Raw genomic sequence first — 23,547 nt, 5'->3', positions numbered from 1 at the left:
GGTCGGGTGAAGACCTTCGACGACCTCTTCGTCGAGCTCAGCGACAAGGCCAGGACCCGCCCCGCGGACTCCGGCACCGTGCGCCAGCTCGACGCCGGCGTGCACGCCATCGGCAAGAAGATCGTCGAGGAGGCCGCCGAGGTGTGGATGGCCGCCGAGTACCAGTCCGACGCCGAGACGGCCGAGGAGATCTCGCAACTGCTGTACCACCTGCAGGTGCTGATGCTCGCGAAGGGGCTCACGCCGGCCGACGTGTACCGACATCTCTGATCACGCCGATGACCGCAGATCAGTTCCGTCGACACGAAAGCCAGGGAATGCTCAGGATCGCCGTGCCCAACAAGGGCTCGCTCTCGGACACCGCCGCGCAGATGCTCCACGAGGCGGGGTACACCGGCCGACGCGACTCGCGCGAGCTCATCGTCGCCGACCCCCGCAACGGGGTGGAGTTCTTCTACCTGCGACCGCGTGACATCGCCACGTACGTCGGATCCGGCGCGCTCGACGTCGGCATCACGGGGCGCGACCTGCTCCTCGACTCGGGTTCGGAGGCCGGCGAGATCGCCTCGCTCGGCTTCGGCGACTCGACCTTCCGCTTCGCCGGCCCGCCCGGGGCGTTCGACACGCTGGGCGACCTCGAGGGCGTCCGCGTCGCCACGAGCTACCCGGGCCTCGTGGGCGACTTCCTGGCGCAGCACGGCGTCACGGCGAAGCTCGTCAAGCTCGACGGCGCGGTCGAGTCGGCCGTGCGTCTCGGCGTGGCCGATGCGGTCGCCGACGTGGTGTCGACCGGGTCGACGCTGCGCACGGCGGGCCTCGACATCTTCGGACCGGTCATCCTCGAGTCCGAGGCCGTCCTCATCGGCTCCGGCGTCGAGCGACCGGGCACGCAGACGCTCGTCCGCCGGTTGCAGGGCGTGCTCGTCGCGCGCCAGTACGTGCTCGTCGACTACGACGTGCCCGTGTCGCACCTCGAGGCGGCGACCGCGGTCGCACCCGGGTTCGAGTCCCCGACGGTCTCCCCGCTGCACGACCCGGAGTGGGTCGCGGTGCGCGTCATGATCCCGCGCGCCGACGTCAACCACGTCATGGACGAGCTGTACGGGCTGGGTGCGCGCGCGATCCTCGTGAGCGCCATCCACGCGGCCCGACTGTGAGGTGAGCGGATGTCGCTGGCCGTCCGTGTGATCCCGTGCCTCGACGTGGCCGCGGGCCGCGTCGTCAAGGGCGTGAACTTCCTGAACCTGCGCGACGCCGGTGACCCCGTGGAGCTCGCGGCGAGGTACGCGGCGCAGGGCGCCGACGAGCTCACCTTCCTCGACGTCACCGCGACGGTCGACGACCGGTCGACCACGTACGACATGGTGCAGCGGGTCGCCGAGCAGGTGTTCATCCCGCTGACCGTGGGCGGCGGCGTGCGCTCGACCGACGACGTCGGGCGCCTGCTCGGACACGGCGCCGACAAGATCGGCGTGAACAGCGCCGCGATCGCCCGCCCCGAGCTCATCGCCGAGATCGCCGACCGCTTCGGCGCGCAGGTGTGCGTGCTGTCGCTCGACGTGAAGCGCTCCGACCGCACCGCGTCGGGCTTCGTCGTCACGACCCACGGCGGCCGCACCGAGACCGACCTCGACGCGCTCGAGTGGGCGCGCCGGGCGATCGAGCTGGGCGCGGGCGAGCTGCTCGTGAACTCCATCGACGCCGACGGCACCAGGGCGGGCTTCGACCTCGAGCTCGTCGCCCTCATGCACGAGCTCTCGACCGTCCCCGTCATCGCCTCGGGCGGCGCGGGCGCGCTCGAGCACTTCGCGCCCGCGATCGCGGCGGGCGCCGACGCCGTGCTCGCGGCATCCGTGTTCCACAACGGCGAGCTCACCATCGGCGAGGTGAAGCGCGCCCTCGAGGCCGACGGGAGGACCGTCCGATGACCTACGCGGGCGACGAGGAGCTCGAGTCCGAGACCGAGCGCTGGGCCCCGGATGCCGGCGCGGTGGACCGCGCCGCGTTCGACGGCGACGGGCTGCTGCCCGCCATCATCCAGCAGTGGGACTCCGGCGAGGTGCTCATGCTCGGCTGGATGGATCGCGAGGCGATGCGCCGCACCCTCACCGAGGGCCGGGTGACCTTCTGGTCACGGTCCAGGCAGGAGTACTGGCGCAAGGGCGACACGTCCGGACACGTGCAGTACGTGCGCTCGGCGGCACTCGACTGCGACGCCGACGTGCTCCTCGTGAAGGTCGAGCAGGTCGGGTCGGCCTGCCACACCGGGACCCGCACCTGCTGGGACGGCGACCCGCTCGACGTGGTCGTCGGAGGCCCCGGCGAATCCGCCCCCGACGGAGGAACCCCATGACGTCCGCCCGCACCGCGACTACGCGCCTCGAGGACTTCACCGCCCTGCTCGCCGGACGACGGGTCGTCCCGGTCGTCCGCGAGCTCTTCGCGGACGGCGAGACGCCCGTCGGCATCTATCGCAAGCTCGCCGGCGGCCGGCCCGGCACGTTCCTGCTCGAGTCCGCCGAGCAGGGCGGCATCTGGTCGCGGTACTCGTTCGTCGGCGCCGGCTCGTACGGCGTGCTCACGGAGCGCGACGGCGCCGTCGAGTGGCTCGACTACGGCCTTCCCCGCGAGCGCGCCCTGGGGGCGGCATCCGGCGACCTCGCCCCGCTCGCGGCGCTCGAGGCCGTCTACGAGCGCTGGGCGACGGAGGACGTGCCGGGTGCGCCGCCGCTGACCGGCGGGCTCGTCGGCTTCATCGGCTGGGAGGCGATCCGCCAGATCGAGCACCTGCCGAACCGGCCGCCGGCCGATTACGCGATGCCCGGCCAGGCGTTCGCGTTCGTCTCCGAGCTCGTCGTCGTCGATCACCGCACGGGCACCGTCCAGCTCGTGGCCTCCGTGCTCAACGATCGCGCCGAGCCCGCCGACGCACTCTGGGCCGACGCGCAGGCGCGGCTCGACCGCATGCAGGAGGCGCTCGCGACGCCGGCCGAGGCGCACCTCGCCGAGATCGACCTGTCGCGCGCGGCCGAGCCGCGCTACCGCACCGAGAAGGCCGACTTCCTCTCGGCCGTCGAGCGCTCGAAGCACTACATCCACGAGGGCGACATCTTCCAGGTCGTGATCTCGCAGCGGTTCGAGCAGGACGCCACGGCGCACCCGATCGACGTGTACCGCGTGCTCCGGAGCCTCAACCCGAGCCCGTACATGTACCTGCTCCACCTCGAGGACCCGTCGGGCGAGCCGTTCTGGATCGTCGGCTCCTCGCCGGAGGCGCTCGTGAAGGTCGAGGACGGGCGCGTGTACACGCACCCGATCGCGGGCTCGAAGCCGCGCGGCGCGACGCCGGAGGACGACGCCGACCTCGAGGCCGAGCTCATCGCCGACCCGAAGGAGCAGGCCGAGCACCTCATGCTCGTCGACCTCGCCCGGAACGACCTCGCGAAGGTGTGCACGGCCGGCAGCGTCGAGGTGACGGAGTTCATGCGCGTCGAGCGATTCAGCCACATCATGCACCTCGTCTCCTCGGTCGAGGGCGACCTGCGCGACGACGCCAACGCCGTCGACGTGTTCCGGGCGACCTTCCCGGCCGGCACGCTCTCGGGCGCGCCGAAGCCGCGGGCGCTCGAGATCATCGACGAGCTCGAGCCCGCGCAGCGCGGCCTGTACGGGGGCGTGGTCGGCTACTTCGGCTTCGGCGGCGACGCCGACCTCGCGATCGCGATCCGCACGGCGACGATCTCCGGCGGCGTCGCGCGCGTGCAGGCCGGCGGCGGACTCGTCGCCGACTCGAACCCGGAGTCCGAGTACCAGGAGTCGGTCAACAAGGCCGCTGCGCCGTTGCGGGCCGTCGCCGTCGCCAACGCGATGCGGCGGGTGGGCTGAGCGCATGCGTCCCGAGCGGATGAAGCTCCCCGCGATCCTGGGCCTCGTCGCGGGATCCGGGCTCGCCCTGCTCTCGTGGAGCCAAGCCTGGTTCACGGTGTCGCTCGTCGACGGCCAGGCCACGGCCGGCGGCGCCACGTCGATCGACGTCGGGGGAGCGGTCGCCTCGCCCGCGCTCGCGGCGCTCGCGCTCGCGGGCCTCGCCCTCGCGGGCGCCCTCGCCATCGCGGGTCCGGTGATCCGGTTCGTGCTCGGGCTGCTCGCGGTGGTCCTCGGCGCGAGCGTCGTGCTGGCCTCGACGGTCTCGCTCGGCGACCCCGTCCGTGCCGTGTCGCCGGCCGTCGCCGACGCCACGGGCGTCGCGGGGGCCGAGTCGACCGAGGAGCTGGTCGCCGCCGCGGCCACGTCGGCCTGGCCGTACGCGGCGGTCCTCGGCGGCGTGCTCATCGCCGCTGCCGGCGTCGTCGTCGTCGTCACGGGCCGCGCCTGGCCGATCTCGCGCCGGTACGGCGGGGGCGCGCGCCTCGCGCCCGCCGCGCCGGGCGAGGGGGTCCCCGCGTCCGATCGGGCCGTCGACGACTGGGACGGGTTGAGCCGGGGCGACGATCCCACCGACGAGGCGTCCGGGCGCGCGGGCGAGTTCCCCAGCGCGGACTCCGCGGATACCGCCGACCGACCCGTCGGCCGGGACTCCGAGCCGGACGCCGGCGGCGGCGGCGACCGCGAGCCACCCGGCCGCACCCGGTAGACTCTCCCCGACCCCACGCACGCACAGAAGGAGCACCATGAGCACTGAGCACGCTGAGCCCGGCCACGGACACTCGCCCGCGGCATGGACCGCCGTGACGATCATGCTCATCGCGTTCGCGATCGGCACCGTCGCCTTCTTCCTCGACGTGCAGTGGCTCGTCTGGGCGGCGGCCGGCCTGCTCGTGCTCGGCGCGATCGTCGGCTGGGCGCTCGCGAAGGCGGGATATGGCGTCGACGGCGACAAGGTCGCGCCCAAGGCGCACTGACGCGTGCTCTCCGAGCTCACCGCCAACGCCGTCGCCGACGCCGAGACCCGGCGCGCCGAGCGGCCGCTGTCCGAGGTCGAGGCCGCGGCGCTCGCGCGCCCGGCCGCGATCGACGCGCTCGCGGTGCTCCGGCCCGCCGCGCACGTCAAGGTCATCGCCGAGATCAAGCGCTCGAGCCCGTCGCGCGGCTCGCTCGCGGCGATCGACGACCCCGCCGCGCTCGCGCGCACGTACGAGCTCGGCGGTGCGAGCGCCATCAGCGTGCTGACCGAGGGCCGCAAGTTCGGCGGGTCCCTGGCCGACCTCGAATCGGTCCGCCGGGCCGTGGCGCTGCCCGTGCTCCGCAAGGACTTCATCGCAACGGCGTACCAGGTGTTCGAGGCCCGCGCCGCCGGCGCCGACATGGTGCTGCTCATCGTCGCCGCGCTCGACGACGGCACCCTGCGCGAACTGCACGGGCTCATCACCGAGCTCGGCATGACGCCGCTCGTCGAGACGCATTCCGCCGACGAGCTCGACCGCGCCGCGCAGCTCGGCGCGCGCCTGATCGGAGTTAACGCGCGCGACCTCACGACGTTCGAGCTCGACCGCGACCTGTTCGGCCGGCTCGCCGAGCGATTCCCCGCCGGCGCGATCAAGGTGGCCGAGTCGGCCGTGCTGTCGGCGGCGGATGTCGCGCACTACCGTGCCGCGGGCGCCGACGCCGTGCTCGTGGGGGAGGCGCTCGTCACGGGCGACCCCATCTCCAACCTCTCTGCATTCCTGGCGGTGTGACATGGCCCTTCGTGCCCAGACCGGTCCGTATTTCGGCGAGTTCGGCGGGCGGTTCGTCCCTGAATCGCTCATCGCGGCGCTCGACGAGCTCTCCGAGGCGTACACGCTGGCGAAGCTCGACCCCGCGTTCGGCGAGGAACTCGCCGAGCTCGGCCGCAGCTACACCGGGCGACCCTCGATCATCACCGAGGTGCCCCGGTTCGCCGAGCACGCGGGCGGCGCCCGCATCATCCTGAAGCGCGAAGACCTCAACCACACGGGCTCGCACAAGATCAACAACGTGCTCGGCCAGGCGCTGCTCACCAGGCGCATCGGCAAGAAGCGCGTCATCGCCGAGACCGGCGCGGGCCAGCACGGCGTCGCCACGGCGACCGCCGCCGCCCTGTTCGGCCTCGACTGCACGATCTACATGGGCGAGGTCGACACCGAGCGGCAGGCGCTGAACGTGGCGCGCATGCGGCTCCTCGGCGCCGAGGTGATCGCGGTCAAGACCGGGTCGCGCACCCTCAAGGACGCGATCAACGACGCGATGCGCGACTGGGTCACCAACGTCGAGACCACGAACTACATCTTCGGCACGGTCGCGGGCCCGCACCCGTTCCCCGAGATGGTGCGCGACTTCCAGAAGATCGTCGGCGAGGAGGCGCGCCAGCAGGTCATCGACCTGACGGGCGGGCTGCCCACCGCGGTCGCCGCCTGCGTCGGCGGCGGATCGAATGCGATCGGCATCTTCCACGCGTTCCTCGACGACGCCGACGTCGCGCTGTACGGCTACGAGGCCGGCGGCGAGGGCGTCGACACCCCGCGCCACGCGGCGACCATCTCGAAGGGCCGCCCCGGAGTCCTCCACGGCGCCCGCAGCTTCCTCCTGCAGGACGACGACGGCCAGACCATCGAGTCGCACTCGATCTCGGCGGGCCTCGACTACCCGGGCGTCGGTCCGGAGCACTCGTGGCTCGCCGCGCTCGGCAGGGCCACCTACCTCCCGATCACCGACGACGCGGCGATGCAGGCCCTGCGGCTCCTCTCGCGCACGGAGGGCATCATCCCCGCGATCGAGTCGGCGCACGCGCTCGCGGGCGCGCTCGAACTCGGGCGCGAGCTCGGCCCGACCGCGACCATCCTCGTCAACCTCTCGGGGCGCGGCGACAAGGACATGGAGACCGCGGCCCGCTACTTCGAGCTCCTCGACCGCGGGAGCGCCGAGTGAGGAACGTCGGCCCGGTCATCCGCCGCCGCAACGAGGAGGCCGCGGGCGCACTCATCGGCTACCTGCCCGTCGGCTTCCCGACGCTCGACGCGAGCGTCGACGCCGCGGTCGCCCTCGTCGAGAACGGCGTCGACGTGCTCGAGCTCGGCCTGCCGTACTCCGACCCGGTCATGGACGGCACCGTCATCCAGGCCGCGACGGTGCAGGCCCTGGCGAACGGCTTCCGCCTCGCCGACGGCTTCGAGGCCGTGCGACGCGTGACCGAGCGGGTCGACGCGCCCGTGCTCGTCATGACCTACTGGAATCCCGTGGTGCAGTACGGCGTCGACCGGTTCGCCGACGACCTCGCCGCCGCCGGGGGAGCCGGGCTCATCACGCCCGACCTCATCCCCGACGAGGGCCGCGAGTGGATCGCGGCATCCGAGCGCACCGGCCTCGACCGGGTGTTCCTCGCGGCACCGTCGTCGACCGACGCGCGCATCCGCCAGGCCGTCGACGCGAGCCGCGGCTTCGTCTACGCCGTCTCGACCATGGGCATCACCGGAGCTCGCACCGACGTCGACCAGGCCGCGCGCACCCTCGTCGGGCGCCTCCGCGGCGCCGGCGCCGAGGCGAGCTGCGTGGGACTCGGCATCTCGACGGCCGACCAGGTCGCCGAGGTGCTCGAGTACGCCGAGGGCGCGATCGTCGGGTCGGCCCTCGTGAAGGCCCTCGCCGACGGTGGCGTCGACGCGGCCGGTGCGCTCGCGGCCGAGCTCGCGCGCGGCACCGCCCGGAAGTGAAGTAGTCTCGACGGGGCCGCCGCGGGCGGCGCCCCCGCACCATCGACGAAAGGCAGACGCCGGCGTGTTCGCACCGCTCAGCATCCCGACTCCCGACCCGGAGTGGCGCACCCTCGAGATCCCGGTCCCGTGGGGCACGCTGAACATCCAGATGTACGCGCTGTTCATCCTCGCGGGCATCGTCATCGCGACGATCATGACCTCGCGGCGCCTGACCAAGCGCGGCGCCGAGCCCGGCATCGTGCTCGACGTCGTCCTGTGGGCCGTGCCGCTCGGCATCATCGGCGCGCGCGTCTACCACGTGCTCACCCACCCCGACGACTACTTCGCCGGGCAGGAACTCTGGCGCGTGATCGCGATCTGGGAGGGCGGCAACGCCATCTACGGGTCGCTCATCGGCGGCGCCGTCGGCGTCATCATCGCCTGCCGGCTCACCGGCCTGCGCTTCTGGTCGTTCGCCGACGCGGTCGCCCCGGGTCTCCTCGTCGCCCAGGCCATCGGCCGGCTGGGCAACTGGTTCAACGCCGAGCTCTACGGCTGGCCGACCGACCTGCCCTGGGGCCTCGAGATCCCGGCCGACAACGCCGCCTGGCCGCAGGGGCTCGCCGAGGGCACGCTCTTCCACCCGACGTTCCTCTACGAGATCATCTGGAACCTCGTCGGCGTCGCCGTGCTGCTCGGGCTCGAGCGCTTCTTCCGCCTGCGCTGGGGCATGATGTTCGGCGCCTACCTCATCTGGTACGGTGCCGGTCGGGCGGTCTTCGAGACCATCCGCGTCGACCCGAGCGAGATGTTCCTCGGCATCCGGTCCAACGTGTGGGCGTCGTTCGCCGCCATCGTCATCGGGCTCGTCATCATCCTCGTGCAGCGCCGCCGGCACCCCGGCATCGAGCCGAGCGTGTACCGCCCGGGCCGTGAATGGAGGCCCGCGGATGCTGAGGTAGACTCGGACGACACCGAGTCCGACTCCGACTCTCTCGACGAAGGCGTCGAGGGTGAGAACGCACCCGGCGAGCCGGCAGCCACAAGCTCCAGCCGCTCGGCCTCCGCGTAGGCCACGCCACCACACCGCGTTTCTCCGACTCGGCGCCGCACCTCGCGCCGTGAACCTCCCTCCGTGGGCCGACGTCGTCCCCGCTGCCTAACGAGATACCGAGGACGGTCCAACGTGTCGCTTCCCCCTCCCCACTCCCGGTTCGGTCTGACGCCGCCCGCCCAGGGCATGTACGACCCCGCCGCCGAGAAGGACGCCTGCGGGCTCGCCATGGTGGCGACGCTGCGCGGCACCGCCGGGCACGACATCATCCAGGCGGCGCTCGACAGCCTGCGCAACCTCGAGCACCGCGGCGCGGTCGGCTCCGACGCCGGCACGGGGGACGGCGCGGGCATCATCACGCAGGTGCCCGACGCGTTCCTCCGCGACGTCGTCGACTTCCCGCTGCCGCCCGCCGGCGCGTACGCCGTCGGCAACGCATTCCTGCCCGTCGACCCGACCGCGCGGTCGACCGTCAAGCAGCGGCTGCAGCGCATCGCGGGATCCGAAGGCCTCGAGGTGCTCGGATGGCGCGAGGTCCCCGTGCGCCCCGAGGAGCTCGGCACGCTCGCGCGCGCCGCGATGCCCGTCGTGCAGCAGCTCTACGTGCGCAGCTCCGCGAACACGGCCGAGGGCGAGCACCTCTCGGGTATCGCGCTCGACCGGCTCACGTTCCGCCTCCGCAAGCGCGCGGAGCGCGAGCTCGAGCTGTACTTCGCGTCGCTGTCGTGCCGCACGCTCGTCTACAAGGGCATGGTCACCACGCTCCAGCTCGAGCCGTTCTACCCCGACCTCTCCGACGAGCGCTTCGCGTCGAAGCTGGCGCTCGTCCACTCCCGCTACTCGACGAACACGTTCCCGTCGTGGCCGCTCGCGCAGCCGTTCCGCATGATCGCGCACAACGGCGAGATCAACACGATCCAGGGCAACCGCAACTGGATGCGGGCACGCCAGTCCCAGCTCGACTCCGAGGTGCTCGGCGAGCTCGAGCCGCTGCTGCCGATCGTCACGCCCGGCGCGAGCGATTCCGCCTCGTTCGACGAGGTCGTCGAGCTGCTCACGCTCGCCGGCCGCAGCCTCCCGCACGCGGTCATGATGATGGTCCCCGAGGCGTGGGAGAAGCAGGCCGAGATCGACCCGGCCCGCCGCGCGTTCTACGAGTACCACTCGATGCTCATGGAGCCGTGGGACGGCCCCGCGGCGATCGTCTTCACCGACGGCACCCTCGTCGGCGCGACGCTCGATCGCAACGGCCTCCGCCCCGGTCGCTACCTCGTGACCGACGACGGGCTCGTCGTGCTCGCGAGCGAGATCGGCGTCCTCGACCTTCCGCAGAAGCGCATCGTCCGCAAGGGCCGCCTGCAGCCCGGCCGCATGTTCCTCGTCGACACCGAGGCGGGCCGACTCATCGAGGACGACGAGATCAAGTCCGAGCTCGCGGCATCCGCACCCTGGGGCGAGTGGCTCGACGAGGGCCGGATCCGCCTCGCCGACCTGCCCGAGCGCGAGCACATCGTGCACCCGCCGGCATCCGTCAACCGACGCCAGCGCACGTTCGGCTACACCGAGGAGGAGGTGAAGATCCTCCTCGCGCCCATGGCCGCGACCGGTCAGGAGCCGCTCGGCGCAATGGGATCCGACACGCCGATCGCCGTGCTCTCGGAGCGCCCGCGCCTGCTGTTCGACTACTTCACGCAGCAGTTCGCGCAGGTCACCAACCCGCCGCTCGACTCGATCCGCGAGCAGGTCGTCACGTCGCTCTCGACGTCGCTCGGACCGGAGCGGAACCTCCTCGCCGCCGGCGCCGAGCACGCGCGCCAGGTGTCGCTCGACTTCCCGGTCATCGACAACGACCAGCTCGCGAAGATCGTGCACATGACCTCGCCGTCGGGCGCGCGCGCCACCCGGACGCTCCGGGGCCTCTACCGCGTCGACGAGGGCCCCGGCGGCCTGCGCGCGCGCCTCGAGGAGCTCTACCGCGAGGTCGACGAGGCGATCGACGAGGGGGCCTCGTTCATCGTGCTCAGCGACCGCGACTCCACGAAGGACCTCGCGCCGATCCCGTCGCTCCTCATGCTGTCGGCCGTGCACCACCACCTGATCCGGTCCGAGACCCGCATGAAGGTGGGCCTCGTGGTCGAGGCGGGCGACGTGCGCGAGGTGCACCACGTCGCGCTGCTCGTCGGCTACGGCGCGTCCGCGGTGAACCCGTACCTCGCCATGGAGAGCTGCGAGGACCTGGTCCGCTCCGGCACGCTCGCGGGCGTCACGCCCGAGCAGGCCGTGCGGAACGTCATCACCGCGCTCGGCAAGGGCGTCCTGAAGATCATGTCGAAGATGGGCATCTCGACGATCTCGTCGTACGCGGGCGCCCAGGCATTCGAGGCGGTCGGGCTCGCGCAGGAGTTCGTCGACGAGTACTTCACCGGCACCACGTCGAAGCTCGGCGGCGTCGGCATCGACGTCATCGCGCGTGAGAACCTCGCCCGCCACCAGGTGGCCTACCCGGCGGATGCCGCGGTGCGGGCGCACGAGCGCCTGCAGACGGGCGGCGAGTACCAGTGGCGACGCGACGGCTCGCCGCACCTGTTCAACCCCGAGACGGTCTTCCGCCTCCAGCACTCGACCCGCAACCGCCGGTTCGACGTCTTCCGCGAGTACACGCAGATGGTCGACTCGCAGGCCGAGCAGCTCATGACGCTGCGCGGCATGTTCGCGCTGCGGACGGGCGTCCGTCCGCCCGTGCCGATCGACGAGGTCGAGCCGGTCGAGTCGATCGTGAAGCGCTTCTCGACGGGCGCCATGAGCTACGGGTCGATCTCGAAGGAGGCGCACGAGACGCTCGCGATCGCCATGAACCGGCTCGGCGCGAAGTCGAACACGGGCGAGGGCGGCGAAGACCTCGATCGCCTGCTCGACCCCGAGCGACGCAGCGCCGTCAAGCAGGTGGCATCCGGCCGCTTCGGCGTCACGAGCATGTACCTGACCCACGCCGACGACATCCAGATCAAGCTCGCGCAGGGCGCGAAGCCCGGTGAAGGCGGACAGCTGCCGCCCGCGAAGGTGTACCCGTGGGTCGCCCGCACGCGCCACGCGACCGCGGGCGTCGGACTCATCTCGCCGCCGCCCCACCACGACATCTACTCGATCGAAGACCTCAAGCAGCTCATCTTCGACCTGAAGCGCGCGAACCCCAGGGCGCGCATCCACGTCAAGCTCGTGAGCCAGTCGGGGATCGGCGCGGTCGCGGCGGGCACCGCGAAGGCGCTGGCGGACGTCATCCTCGTGTCGGGCCACGACGGCGGCACGGGCGCGAGCCCCCTGAACTCGCTCAAGCACGCGGGCACCCCGTGGGAGCTCGGCCTGGCCGAGACGCAGCAGACGCTCATGCTGAACGGCATGCGCGACCGCGTCGTCGTGCAGGTCGACGGGCAGCTCAAGACCGGCCGAGACGTCGTCATCGGCGCGCTGCTCGGCGCCGAGGAGTTCGGCTTCGCGACCGCCCCGCTCATCGTGGAGGGCTGCGTCATGATGCGCGTGTGCCACCTCGACACGTGCCCGGTCGGCGTCGCGACGCAGAACCCCGAGCTGCGCAAGCGCTTCACGGGCAAGCCCGAGTTCGTCGTGAACTTCTTCGAGTTCATCGCCCAGGAGGTGCGGGAGTACCTCGCCGAGCTCGGCTACCGCTCCCTCGACGAGGTCATCGGGCGCCGTGAGCTCCTCGACGTCGACCGCGCGGTCGCGCACTGGAAGGCGTCGGGCCTCGACCTCACGCCGGTGCTCGTCGGCCCCGACTTCTCGGGCTCGGAGCCGCGCCGCAACTTCCGCGCGCAGGACCACGAGCTCGACGAGCACTTCGACAACGAGCTCATCCGGCGCAGCGCACTCGTGCTCGACCAGGGCGGGCGCGTCGAGATCTCCCTGCCGATCAGGAACACCGAACGAGCGGTCGGCACGATGCTCGGCCACGAGGTCACGGTTCGCCACGGGGCCGAGGGCCTGCCCACCGGCTCGATCGACGTGACGCTGACCGGCTCGGCCGGGCAGTCGTTCGGCGCGTTCCTGCCGAGCGGGATCACGCTGCGTCTCGAGGGCGACTCCAACGACTACGTCGGCAAGGGCCTCTCGGGCGGGCAGGTCATCGTGCGCCCGTCGCGCGAGGCGGGCTTCGTCGCCGAGCGCAACGTCATCGCGGGCAACGTCATCGGCTACGGCGCGACCCGCGGCAGCATGTTCATCCGCGGCATCGTCGGCGAGCGCTTCCTGGTCCGCAACTCGGGCGCCACCGCGGTCGTCGAGGGCGTGGGCGACCACGCGCTCGAGTACATGACGGGAGGGCTCGCGCTCATCCTCGGCGGCACCGGACGCAACCTCGGCGCCGGCATGTCGGGGGGCACGGCGTACGTGCTCGACCTCGCCGAGTCGCGGGTCAACCGCGAGTCGCTCTCGAGCGGCGAGCTCGAACTGCACCCGCTGGGCAGCGCCGACCGCGAGATCGTCCGAGACCTGCTCGAGCAGCACCTCGAGCACACCGACTCCGTGGTCGCCGCGACCCTCCTCGCCGAGGGGGATGCCGCGTTCGACCGCTTCACCAAGGTGCTGCCGCGCGATTACGCCGCGGTCCTCCGCACCCGCCAGGCGGCGGTCGACGAGGGGCTCGACCCCGATGGCGACGTGGTCTGGACGCGAATCCTGGAGGTGACGGGTGGCTGAGACGACCGTGGTCTGGACCCGAGCTGTGCACGAGGAGTACGTGGAGGTGACGGGTGGCTGACCCGAAGGGCTTTCTGAAGGTCACCGAGCGCGAGCTGCCCAAGCGGCGTCCCGTGCCGGTGCGCATCATGGACTGGAAAGAGGTCTACGAGCAGGGCGATCCCGCCCAGCTGCGTCGTCAGGCCGGCCGCTGCATGGACTGCGGCATCCCGTTCTGCCACCAGGGCTGCCCGCTGGGCAACCTGATCCCGGAGTGGAACGACCTGACGTGGCGCGGCGAGGGCCGGGCGGCGAGCGAGCGCCTGCACGCGACCAACAACTTCCCGGAGTTCACCGGGCGCCTGTGCCCGGCGCCGTGCGAGTCCTCGTGCGTGCTCGGCATCAACCAGCCCGCCGTGACGATCAAGCAGGTGGAGGTCTCGATCGCCGACCAGGCGTTCGGCAACGGCTGGGTGCAGCCGCAGCCGCCCGGGCGCCTCACCGGCAAGACCGTCGCGGTGGTCGGCTCGGGACCCGCGGGCCTCGCGGCCGCCCAGCAGCTCACCCGTGCCGGTCACACCGTCGCCGTGTACGAGCGAGACGACCGCATCGGCGGGCTCCTGCGCTACGGCATCCCCGACTTCAAGATGGAGAAGAAGCACGTCGACGCGCGCCTCGCGCAGATGACCGCCGAGGGGACGCGCTTCCGCGCGGGCGTCGAGATCGGCGTCGACCTCTCGTGGGACGAGCTCCGTCGCCGCTACGACGCCGTCGTGGTCGCCACGGGCGCGCTCGTGCCGCGCGACCTGCCCATCCCCGGCCGCGACCTCCCCGGCGTCCACTTCGCGATGGAGTACCTGACGCAGGCGAACCGCCGCGTCGCGGGCGAGGAGGTGTTCGACCAGATCACGGCCGAGGGGAAGCACGTCGTCGTCCTCGGCGGCGGCGACACCGGCGCGGACTGCATCGGCACCGCGCACCGCCAAGGCGCACTGTCGGTCACGAACCTCGCGATCGGCAAGCAGCCGAGCCCGACTCGCCCGGCCGAGCAGCCGTGGCCGATGCACCCGACGCTCTTCGAGATGCAGAGCGCGCACGAGGAGGGCGGCCAGCGCCAGTACCTGGCGTCGACCGTCGAGTTCCTCGCGAACGACGCCGGCGAGGTGCGCGCCATCCGGGTCGCGGAGACCGAATACCTCGACGGCCGCCGCGTGCCGAAGGCGGGCACCGAGCGCGAGATCCCCGCGGACCTGGTGCTGCTCGCGCTCGGGTTCACGGGCCCGGAGACGGACGCCGCGCACGAGCAGCTCGGCCTGCAGGCCACCGACCGAGGCAACTTCGCCCGCGACGCCGACTACGCCACGGCCGAGCCGGGCGTGTTCGTCGCCGGCGACGCGGGCCGCGGCCAGTCGCTCATCGTCTGGGCGATCGCCGAGGGACGCGCTGCGGCGGCCGCCGTCGACCGGTACCTTGAAGGTGAGACGCAGCTCCCGAGTCCCATTCCCGCGACGGCACGAGCCTTCGCCATCTGACCGGCGCCTCGAGCGCCTGACGAGTCCGTATCCAGCGCTTCGGCGCGCAACCCCTGGAGCACACACCACATGAGAAGAGCGAAGATCGTCGCCACGCTCGGGCCGGCAACGTCCAGTTACGAGCAGATCCGCGCGATCATCGACGCGGGCATCGACGTCGCCCGCATGAACCTCAGCCACGGCAGCTACGACGTGCACGAGGACGTCTACCAGAACGTGCGGAAGGCCGCGAACGACTCGGGCCGCGCCGTCGCGGTGCTCGTCGACCTCCAGGGGCCGAAGATCCGCCTGGGCAAGTTCGCCGACGGCCCCCACGAGCTCGCCGAGGGCGACATCTTCAAGATCACGACGGAGGAGATCCTCGGGACCAAGGAGATCGTCGGCACCACGTTCAAGGGCCTGCCTCACGACGTCGAGGCGGGCGACCACCTCCTCATCGACGACGGGAAGGTCCGCGTCGAGGTCCTCGAGACCGACGGCACCGTGGTCACGACCAAGGTCGTCGTCGCCGGTCCGGTCTCGAACAACAAGGGCATCAACCTGCCCGGCGTGGCCGTGAACGTGCCCGCGCTGTCCGAGAAGGACGAGGCCGACCTCCGATGGGCGCTGAAGCTCGGCGCCGACCTCATCGCCCTCTCGTTCGTCCGCAACGCGTCCGACATCGACCGCGTCCACGAGATCATGTCCGAGGAGGGCCGCCGGCTCCCCGTCATCGCCAAGATCGAGAAGCCGCAGGCCGTCGACGCGCTCGAGGGCATCGTCGAGGCGTTCGACGGCATCATGGTCGCGCGAGGCGACCTGGGCGTGGAGCTGCCGCTCGAGGCGGTGCCGATCGTGCAGAAGCGGGCCATCGAGATCGCGCGCCGGCTGGCCAAGCCGGTCATCGTCGCGACGCAGATGCTCGAGTCGATGACGCACGCGCCCGTGCCGACGCGCGCCGAGACGTCCGATGTCGCGAACGCGATCCTCGACGGCGCCGACGCGGTGATGCTCTCGGGCGAGACGAGCGTGGGGGAGTACCCCGTGCAGACCGTCAAGACCATGGCGCGCATCATCGAGTCGACCGAGAAGCACGGACTCGAGCGCATCCCGCCGCTCGGCACCAAGCCGCGCACGCAGGCCGGCGCGATCACGCTCGCAGCCGTCGAGGTCGCCGACTTCGTCGAGGCGAAGTACCTGTGCGTGTTCACCGAGTCGGGCGAGTCGGTGCGCCGGATGACACGCCTCCGGTCGAGCATCCCCATCCTCGCCTTCACGCCCTATCCCGCGATCCGTCGCCGCATGGCGCTCAACTGGGGCGTGGAGTCGTTCGTGGTCGAGCGCGTGACCCACACCGACCAGATGGTGGGCCAGGTCGACGACGTGCTCGCGAAGACGGGCAAGGCCGAGGCCGGCGAGAAGGTCGTCATCATCTCGGGGTCCCCTCCCGGCATCCCGGGCACCACCAACGACGTGCGCGTGCACGTCGTCGGCGAGGTGCTCTAGCTTCGACCCGTCCACGGCCCGGCGCTCCATGCGAGCGCCGGGCCGTCGGCGTCGGCGCGTCGCACTGCGGCGCCCCGACGGGCTCCGGGACCTCCGGCCTGTCGGCGCGTGCGCGTGGGTACCAGACTGTCGCGTGCCGCGGCGTCAGGGGGTCGTGCTCCCGACGTCGTCCTCACCCGACGGGAGGGAGCGCGCGATGGTGACGAGAACGGGTCGCACGCGGTCGCGCCGTCGGTCCGTCGCGCGACGGCGGGTCTCGAGGCTCGCCGAGCGCTGGACCACGGTCGACGGGGTCCGGGTGTTCTACCGCGAGTCCGTCTCTCCTCCGGACGCCCCCGTGATGATGCACGTGCACGGGTTCGGCCTCTCCGGCCGGTACCTGGTGCCGACGGCGGAGCGGCTCGCCGACGAGTACCACACGCTCGTACCCGACCTGCCCGGCTTCGGACGGAGCGGCGGTGCGGCGGACGCCCTCGACGTGCCCGACCTCGCGCATGCGGCGGCGCGCTTCCTCGACGCGCGGGGGATCGAGCGGGCGACCCTGGTCGGCAATTCGATGGGCTGCCCCGTCATCTGCGAGTTCGCGTACCACTACCCGGACCGCATCGACCGTGCCGTGCTGGTCTCACCGGCGGGTGGGGTCTTCAACCAGCCGCTCCGGCGGGCCATGGCCCAGATCGGTCGCGACGGCCCGCGCGAGCCTCCTCGGCTCATGGGCGTCGTGACCCCGGACTACCTGCGCTTCGGTGTGCCGAGCACGGTGCGGATGTTCCGCGCCCTCACGCAGTACCCGTCGCTCGAGCGGATGCTCGCCCTCCGCATTCCGACGCTCGCCGTCCTCGGCGACCGCGACCCGCTCATCCCGGGCTCGAAGCGCGTGGACGAGGTGGCGAGTCGGACGGACCACCACGTGCTCATCGTCCAGATCGAGGGCGCGGCGCACGCGATCAACTTCAGCCACCCGGGCGAGCTGTCGCACGTGATCCGGCTCTTCATGCACGACCGGCCGATCGTCGACGACCCGGACTCGCCGGGGCATGCGCGGGTGTACGAGATCCACCGCGGCACGCATCACCCGCCCCCGCGGGAGTGATGCGGGGCGGGGCCTGGCTGACACGTCGCGTCGGAGGCCCCGGCCGCGGCCCGCCGGGGCCGCAGGTCGGATCGGGTGCCGGTGGTGGGGGTCGAACCCACACGCCCTTTCGGGCAAAGCATTTTGAGTGCTCCGCGTCTGCCATTCCGCCACACCGGCCGGAGGGCTCGCCCAGAATACCGTAGGCTTTCCTGCGTGACAGACAGCGAAGAGACCCAGCCGGCCGCGCCGCGCCGCGTCGTGGTCGCGGAGGATGAGTCGCTCATCCGCCTCGACATCGTCGAGATCCTGCGCGACAACGGGTTCGAGGTCGTCGGCGAGGCCGGAGACGGCGAGACGGCGGTCGCACTCGCGACCGAGCTCCGCCCCGACCTCGTGATCATGGACGTGAAGATGCCGCAGCTCGACGGCATCTCCGCGGCGGAGCGGCTCTCGAAGGGCCACATCGCCCCGGTCGTGCTCCTCACGGCGTTCAGCCAGCGAGAGCTCGTCGAGCGCGCGACCGAGGCGGGCGCACTGGCTTACGTGGTCAAGCCCTTCACGCCGAACGACCTCCTGCCCGCGATCGAGATCGCGCTGGCCCGGCACGCCCAGATCATCGCGCTCGAGGCCGAGGTCGGCGACCTCGTCGAGCGCTTCGAGACCCGCAAGCTGGTCGACCGGGCCAAGGGCCTGCTGAACGAGAAGATGGGCCTGACCGAACCCGAGGCGTTCCGCTGGATCCAGAAGGCGTCGATGGACCGCCGCCTCACGATGAAGGACGTCTCGCAGGCGATCATCGAGCAGCTCGCGCCGAAGAAGTAGCACTCCCTCGGGACTTGCGTCCCGAGCCCGCCGGCCGCCCCGTGGGACCATGGGCTCCGCCGGGCCCGTCGGCCCGGTCGCGGACGAGGGGTGAGGGGGCCGCATGCTCGGCGACGCGCGTTCCGAACTGGTGACCCGGTTCGAGGAGGTCGGGCTCGGCGATGCGGCATCCGTCGGCGGCAAGGGGGCGAACCTCGGCGAGATGACCTCGGCCGGGCTGCCCGTCCCGCCCGGGTACGTGGTCACCGCGTCGGCCTACCTCGAGGCGATCGAGCACGCCGGCGTCCGTGCGCGGCTGCTCGAGGGCTTCCGCGCCGCCGCCGCGAACGCCGATGATCCCGACGCGCTCGCGCGAGCCGCGGCGGAGCTGCGGAAGATCGTGCGCTCGATCCCGATCCCCGACGACGTGCGGCAGGCCATCCTCGGCGAGTACCACCGACTCGGTGCGGGCGCGGCGGTGGCCGTGCGCTCGTCCGCGACCTCCGAGGATGCGGCCGGGACGTCCTTCGCGGGAATGCACGACACGTACAACAACGTCGTCGGCGACGACGCCGTGCTCGTGCGCCTGCGGGACTGCTGGGCGTCGCTGTACGGCGACCGCGTCATCTCCTACCGGGCCGGCCAGGGCATGGAGGAGGAGCCCGTGCTCGCGGTGGTCGTGCAGGCGCAGGTCCCGTCGGACCGATCGGGGGTCATGTTCACGGTCGACCCGTCGACAGGGGCGCGCGACCGGATGGTGATCGAGGCGGCGCTCGGACTCGGCGAGGTCGTCGTCTCGGGGGCGGTGGAACCCGACACGTACGTCGTCGCCAAGGACGGCCCGCGCCTCATCTCGGTGCGCGTCGGCCGCCAGTCGCATGCGCTGGTCCCCGCGGCCGGGGGGACCGTCCGGCGCGACGACCTCGATCCGCAGCGCGCGGACGCCCGGGTCCTCACCGACGACGAGGTGCTCGCGGTGGCGTCGCTCGGGCTCCGGGTGGAGCGGCACTACGGCGAGCCGCAGGACACGGAGTGGGCGTACTCGGCCGGTCGGCTCTGGATGCTGCAGTCGCGCCCGGTGACGACGCTCGGGGGCGGCCCGTCCGCGGACGGGGCCGCCACGGCGGGCGGGCCGCCCGCGGGAACGGTGCTGCTGCGCGGCCTCGCGGCCGCGCCGGGACGCGTGTCCGGTCGCGTGCGGATCCTCCAGGAGCCCGCCGACGGACACCGGCTGCGGTCCGGCGAGATCCTCGTGGCACCGATGACGAACCCCGACTGGGTGCCCACGATGCGCCGCGCCGCCGCCGTCGTCACCGACGGCGGCGGGATGACCTGCCACGCCGCCATCGTGGCGCGCGAGCTCGGCGTGCCGGCGATCGTGGGGGCGCGCACGGCGACGACGGCGCTTCGCGACGACGAGCTCGTCACGGTCGACGGCGCGAAGGGCGAAGTGGTCGAGGGGGCGGATGCCGCGGCATCCGCATCGGCGCCCGCCGCACCCCCGGCCTCGGCGTCGGCGGTCGCCCCGCCCGCTCCACCGGAGCCGCTCGCGACCCGCCTCTACGTCAACCTCGCCATCGCCGAGCGAGCGGCCGACGTCGCCGCGCAGGACGTCGACGGCGTCGGCCTGCTGCGCGCGGAGTTCATGATCACCGACGCGCTCGGCGGGCTGCACCCGCGGGAGATGCTCGCCCGCGGGCAGCGCGACGACTTCGTCGATCGCATGGGCGGCTCGCTCCTCGCGGTCACGCGCGCATTCGGCGACCGTCCGGTCGTGTACCGCACGATCGACTTCCGCAGCAACGAGTTCCGCGGCCTCGAGGGCGGCGACCGCTTCGAGCCGCACGAGAACAACCCGATGATCGGCTACCGCGGCGCGTATCGGTACGTGCGTGAGCCCGAGCTGTTCACGCTCGAGCTCGAGGTGCTCGCGCGCGTGCGCGAGGAGACGCCCAACCTCCACCTGATGCTGCCGTTCGTCCGGACGCGCTGGGAGCTCGAGGCGTGCCTCGAGCTCATCGACGGCAGCCCACTGGGCCGGCAGCGCGGGCTGAAGCGGTGGGTCATGGCCGAGGTGCCCTCGATCGCGTACCGGATCCCCGAGTACGCGGCGATGGGCGTCGACGGCGTCTCGATCGGCTCGAACGACCTCACCCAGCTCATGCTCGGCGTGGATCGCGACTCCGAGATCTGCGCCGACCTGTTCGACGAGTCGGACGCCGCGGTGCTCGATGCGATCGAGCGCATCATCGCCGCCTGCCGCGCCGCGGGCATCACGTCGTCGCTCTGCGGGCAGCGCCCCTCGAACGACCCGGCGTTCGCCGAGCGCCTCGTCCGCTACGGCATCGACTCGATCTCGGTCAACCCGGATGCCGCGGACCGCACTCGCCGCGTGATCGCGGCCGCCGAGCGCCGGATCCTGCTCGACGCGGCGCGCGGCGGCGGGGCGGCCTGACGGGCCGGGGCGCGGGCGGGCGCCGGTCGCGATCGGGCCGTCCGGCGACCGCAGCCGGGGCCCGGACGTGTCGGTGCCCGCTTGTAGTCTTGGGGGGTGTCGGACCCCACCCCCGTGAAGCCCACCCTCCTCGTCGTCGACGGCCACTCGCTCGCCTACCGGGCGTTCTACGCGCTCCCCGTCGACAGCTTCAGCACCCGCGACGGGCAGCACACGAACGCGATCCACGGCTTCCTGTCGATGCTGCTCATGCTGCTGCGCAACGAGAAGCCGACCCACCTGGCCGTCGCGTTCGACACCTCCCGACAGTCCTTCCGCACCCGCGAGTACACCGAGTACAAGGCCAACCGCAGCCAGACGCCGCCGGAGTTCAAGGGCCAGATCGGGCTCCTGAAGGACGCGCTGCGCGCCATGCGCATCACCGTCCTCGAGAAGGAGGACTACGAGGCCGACGACATCCTCGCCACCCTCGCGACGCGCGGCAAGGCCGAGGGGTACGGCGTGCTCGTCGTGTCGGGCGACCGCGACACGATCCAGCTCGTCGACGACGACGTCACGCTGCTCTACCCGAACGTGCAGGGCGTCTCGCAGCTCAAGCGCTACGACGCCGCGGCGGTGGTCGAGCGGTACGGCGTCCGGCCCGAGCAGTATCCGGATGTCGCGGCGCTCGTCGGCGAGACCAGCGACAACCTGCCCGGCATCACCAAGGTCGGCGAGAAGACCGCCGTCAAGTGGCTCGGCCTCTACGGCAGCCTCGACGGGATCCTCGAGCACATCGACGAGATCAAGGGCGTGGTGGGCGACAACCTGCGACGCGAGCGCGAGCACGCGATCCGCAACCGGCGGCTGAACCGCCTCGTGCGCGACCTCGAGCTCGACGTCGCCCTCGACGACCTCGAGGCGAAGCCGATGGACGAGGCGGCCGTGCGCGAGCTGTTCGACCGGCTCGAATTCAAGACCCTGCTCGAGCGCGTCGTGAAGATGGCGAGCGAGGGCAACGGCGTCACCGCCGACGGCACCGCGGCGCTCGCGGCCGAACCCGAGCGCGCGGCGACGGCGCCGGTGCCCCAGTCGCTCGTCGGGGCCGAGCTCGAGGCGTGGTTCGCGCGGGCGACCGCGGCCGAGCCCGCGGGCCTCGGCCTCAGCCTCGAGATGCTCGACGGTCGCGTGATCGGTGCCGGGGTCGCCTCGTCGACCGAGTCGCTGCAGGTGGCGTGGCGGACGGGCCAGCTCGACCTCGCGCCCTTCGAGGCGTGGCTCGCGAGCGACGCGCCCAAGATCATGACCGACGCCAAGCCCCAGTTGAAGGCGATGCGCCGCTCGGGGCTCGCGTTCGACGGCCTCGTCGTCGACACGCTCGTCGCGGGGTGGCTGGTGCGTCCGAGCCTGGCCGAGAAGGACCTGGCCGACCTCGTCTCGCGCTACCTCCGCGAGACGATCCCGATGGCCAACCCCGCGCAGCTGGTGCCCGACGCCGACTCGACGGCGGGCGCGCCGGAGTTCGCGTGGTACTCGCTGCGCGTCGCGCCGGTCGTGCTCGGCGCGCTCTCCGAGGGCTCGCGACGCGTCCTCGCCGACATCGAGATCCCAGTCGTCGGCATCCTCGCCGAGATGGAACTGCGCGGTGTGACGGTCGAGCACGACAAGCTGGCCGCGCTCTCCGGGCAGTTGGGGGAGCGAGCCGCGTCGCTCGCGCAGGCGGCGTACGCCGAGATCGGCCGCGAGGTCAACCTGGGCTCGCCCAAGCAGCTGCAGGAGGTCCTGTTCGACCAGCTCGGCATGCCGAAGACCCGCGCCACGAAGACCGGCTACTCGACCGACGCCGACGCCCTGGCCGACCTGCAGGAGTCCAACCCGCATCCGTTCCTCGGGCTGCTGCTCGAGCACCGCGACGCGACCAAGCTCCGGCAGATCGTCGAGACCCTCGACAAGTCCATCCAGTCCGACGGGCGCGTGCACACGAGCTACGTCCAGGTCGGCACCACGACGGGGCGCATCTCGTCCACCGACCCGAACCTGCAGAACATCCCCGTCCGCACCGAAGAGGGCCGACGCATCCGCGCCGCCTTCACCCACGGCGCCGACTACGCCGAGCTGCTCACAGCCGACTACTCCCAGATCGAGATGCGCATCATGGCGCACCTCTCCCGAGACCCCGGCCTCATCGAGGCGTTCCACTCCGGCGAAGACCTGCACCGGTTCGTCGGCGCCCGCATCTTCGACGTCGACCCCGGCGACGTCACGCCGCTCATGCGCACCAAGGTCAAGGCGATGTCGTACGGCCTCGCGTACGGGCTCAGCGCGTTCGGGCTGTCGAAGCAGCTGCGCATCGACCGCGCCGAGGCGACGCAGCTCATGAAGGACTACTTCGAGCGGTTCGGCGCCGTGCGCGACTACCTCCGCGGCGTGGTGGCCCAGGCGAGGGTCGACGGGTACACCGAGACCATCTTCGGCCGACGTCGCCCGTTCCCCGACCTGAACAGCCCCAACCGGGTGCTCCGCGAGAACGCCGAGCGCGCGGCGCTCAACGCGCCGATCCAGGGCTCGGCCGCCGACATCATGAAGTTCGCGATGATCGGGGTCGAGCGCGAGCTGCAGTCGCGCGAGTTGCGCTCGCGCATGCTCATGCAGGTGCACGACGAGCTCATCTTCGAGGTCGTGGCGGGCGAGGCCGACGAGGTCGAGTCGCTCGTGCACGACCGCATGTCGCATGCCGTCGACCTGCTGGTGCCGCTCGACGTCTCGGTCGGCCGCGGCCGCGACTGGGAGGACGCGGCGCACTGATCCGCGCAGAAGGCGAGGCGGGC

At 72.1% G+C, this 23,547-nt stretch carries 18 protein-coding genes and 1 tRNA gene; 18 read left to right on the top strand and 1 reads right to left on the bottom strand.

Annotated elements, in window-relative coordinates:
* The first annotated feature begins 6 nt into the window (after positions 1-6).
* From WBQ80_RS02115 to WBQ80_RS02045, 15 genes are all read left to right on the top strand, one after another.
* A complete protein-coding gene (locus tag WBQ80_RS02115; protein WP_336570858.1) occupies positions 7-270 on the top strand; it encodes a phosphoribosyl-ATP diphosphatase in 264 nt (87 codons plus the stop codon).
* A 47-nt stretch (positions 271-317) separates the two neighbouring features.
* Complete coding sequence (gene hisG / locus WBQ80_RS02110; protein WP_336570968.1) at positions 318-1,157, top strand: ATP phosphoribosyltransferase; 840 nt, start codon at positions 318-320, stop codon at positions 1,155-1,157.
* 9 nt (positions 1,158-1,166) lie between these two features.
* The gene (gene hisF, locus WBQ80_RS02105) at positions 1,167-1,928 is read left to right on the top strand and encodes an imidazole glycerol phosphate synthase subunit HisF (protein ID WP_336570857.1); all 762 of its coding nucleotides are present in this window, start codon (positions 1,167-1,169) and stop codon (positions 1,926-1,928) included.
* Positions 1,925-2,353: a phosphoribosyl-AMP cyclohydrolase gene (gene hisI / locus WBQ80_RS02100; RefSeq protein WP_336570856.1), complete on the top strand. Its 429-nt coding sequence runs from the start codon at positions 1,925-1,927 to the stop codon at positions 2,351-2,353. The genes hisF and hisI overlap by 4 nt, the downstream gene beginning before the upstream one ends.
* Complete coding sequence (locus tag WBQ80_RS02095) at positions 2,350-3,885, top strand: anthranilate synthase component I (protein WP_337282450.1); 1,536 nt, start codon at positions 2,350-2,352, stop codon at positions 3,883-3,885. The genes hisI and WBQ80_RS02095 overlap by 4 nt, the downstream gene beginning before the upstream one ends.
* A gap of 4 nt (positions 3,886-3,889) precedes the next feature.
* A complete protein-coding gene (locus WBQ80_RS02090) occupies positions 3,890-4,633 on the top strand; it encodes a Trp biosynthesis-associated membrane protein (protein WP_336572666.1) in 744 nt (247 codons plus the stop codon).
* A 37-nt stretch (positions 4,634-4,670) separates the two neighbouring features.
* Positions 4,671-4,901 carry a DUF6704 family protein gene (locus WBQ80_RS02085; RefSeq protein ID WP_336572667.1) on the top strand — a complete coding sequence of 77 codons (231 nt, stop codon included), beginning with the start codon at positions 4,671-4,673 and terminating at the stop codon, positions 4,899-4,901.
* A 3-nt stretch (positions 4,902-4,904) separates the two neighbouring features.
* Positions 4,905-5,675 (top strand): indole-3-glycerol phosphate synthase TrpC, encoded by a 771-nt coding sequence (trpC, locus tag WBQ80_RS02080; RefSeq protein WP_336572668.1) that lies wholly within the window; start codon positions 4,905-4,907, stop codon positions 5,673-5,675.
* 1 nt (position 5,676) lies between these two features.
* Positions 5,677-6,885 carry a tryptophan synthase subunit beta gene (gene trpB / locus WBQ80_RS02075; RefSeq protein ID WP_336572669.1) on the top strand — a complete coding sequence of 403 codons (1,209 nt, stop codon included), beginning with the start codon at positions 5,677-5,679 and terminating at the stop codon, positions 6,883-6,885.
* On the top strand, positions 6,882-7,667 hold the full coding sequence (gene trpA, locus WBQ80_RS02070; RefSeq protein WP_336572670.1) for a tryptophan synthase subunit alpha: 786 nt from the start codon (positions 6,882-6,884) through the stop codon (positions 7,665-7,667). Before trpB ends, trpA begins: the two co-directional genes overlap by 4 nt.
* A gap of 64 nt (positions 7,668-7,731) precedes the next feature.
* Positions 7,732-8,721, top strand: coding sequence for a prolipoprotein diacylglyceryl transferase (gene lgt / locus WBQ80_RS02065; RefSeq protein WP_336572671.1), 990 nt, complete (start codon positions 7,732-7,734; stop codon positions 8,719-8,721).
* Positions 8,722-8,889: 168 nt separating this feature from the next.
* A complete protein-coding gene (gene gltB / locus WBQ80_RS02060; protein WP_336572699.1) occupies positions 8,890-13,413 on the top strand; it encodes a glutamate synthase large subunit in 4,524 nt (1,507 codons plus the stop codon).
* Between the two features lie 53 nt (positions 13,414-13,466).
* On the top strand, positions 13,467-14,924 hold the full coding sequence (locus WBQ80_RS02055) for a glutamate synthase subunit beta (RefSeq protein WP_336572672.1): 1,458 nt from the start codon (positions 13,467-13,469) through the stop codon (positions 14,922-14,924).
* Positions 14,925-14,993: 69 nt separating this feature from the next.
* Entirely contained in the window at positions 14,994-16,409 is a 1,416-nt protein-coding gene (gene pyk, locus WBQ80_RS02050) for a pyruvate kinase (RefSeq protein ID WP_336572673.1), read from the top strand.
* Positions 16,410-16,605: 196 nt separating this feature from the next.
* On the top strand, positions 16,606-17,502 hold the full coding sequence (locus WBQ80_RS02045; protein WP_336572674.1) for an alpha/beta fold hydrolase: 897 nt from the start codon (positions 16,606-16,608) through the stop codon (positions 17,500-17,502).
* 76 nt (positions 17,503-17,578) lie between these two features.
* Here WBQ80_RS02045 and WBQ80_RS02040 read toward each other — a convergent pair.
* A tRNA-Leu gene (locus WBQ80_RS02040) sits at positions 17,579-17,661 on the bottom strand.
* 36 nt (positions 17,662-17,697) lie between these two features.
* Here WBQ80_RS02040 and WBQ80_RS02035 point away from each other — a divergent pair.
* The 3 genes from WBQ80_RS02035 (at position 17,698) to polA (ending at position 23,524) form a co-directional block, all read left to right on the top strand.
* Positions 17,698-18,306, top strand: a complete 609-nt coding sequence (locus WBQ80_RS02035; RefSeq protein WP_336572675.1) for an ANTAR domain-containing response regulator — start codon at positions 17,698-17,700, stop codon at positions 18,304-18,306.
* A 103-nt stretch (positions 18,307-18,409) separates the two neighbouring features.
* Positions 18,410-20,740 (top strand): phosphoenolpyruvate synthase, encoded by a 2,331-nt coding sequence (ppsA, locus tag WBQ80_RS02030; protein WP_336572676.1) that lies wholly within the window; start codon positions 18,410-18,412, stop codon positions 20,738-20,740.
* A gap of 96 nt (positions 20,741-20,836) precedes the next feature.
* Entirely contained in the window at positions 20,837-23,524 is a 2,688-nt protein-coding gene (gene polA / locus WBQ80_RS02025) for a DNA polymerase I (RefSeq protein WP_337282449.1), read from the top strand.
* Positions 23,525-23,547: the final 23 nt, after the last annotated feature.

The sequence above is a fragment of the Agromyces sp. CCNWLW213 genome, from assembly GCF_037199545.1.
In the GTDB taxonomy this organism is placed as follows: domain Bacteria; phylum Actinomycetota; class Actinomycetes; order Actinomycetales; family Microbacteriaceae; genus Agromyces.
Note: the sequence above shows the minus strand (reverse complement) of the source record. Positions and strands in the feature narration are given on the sequence as shown.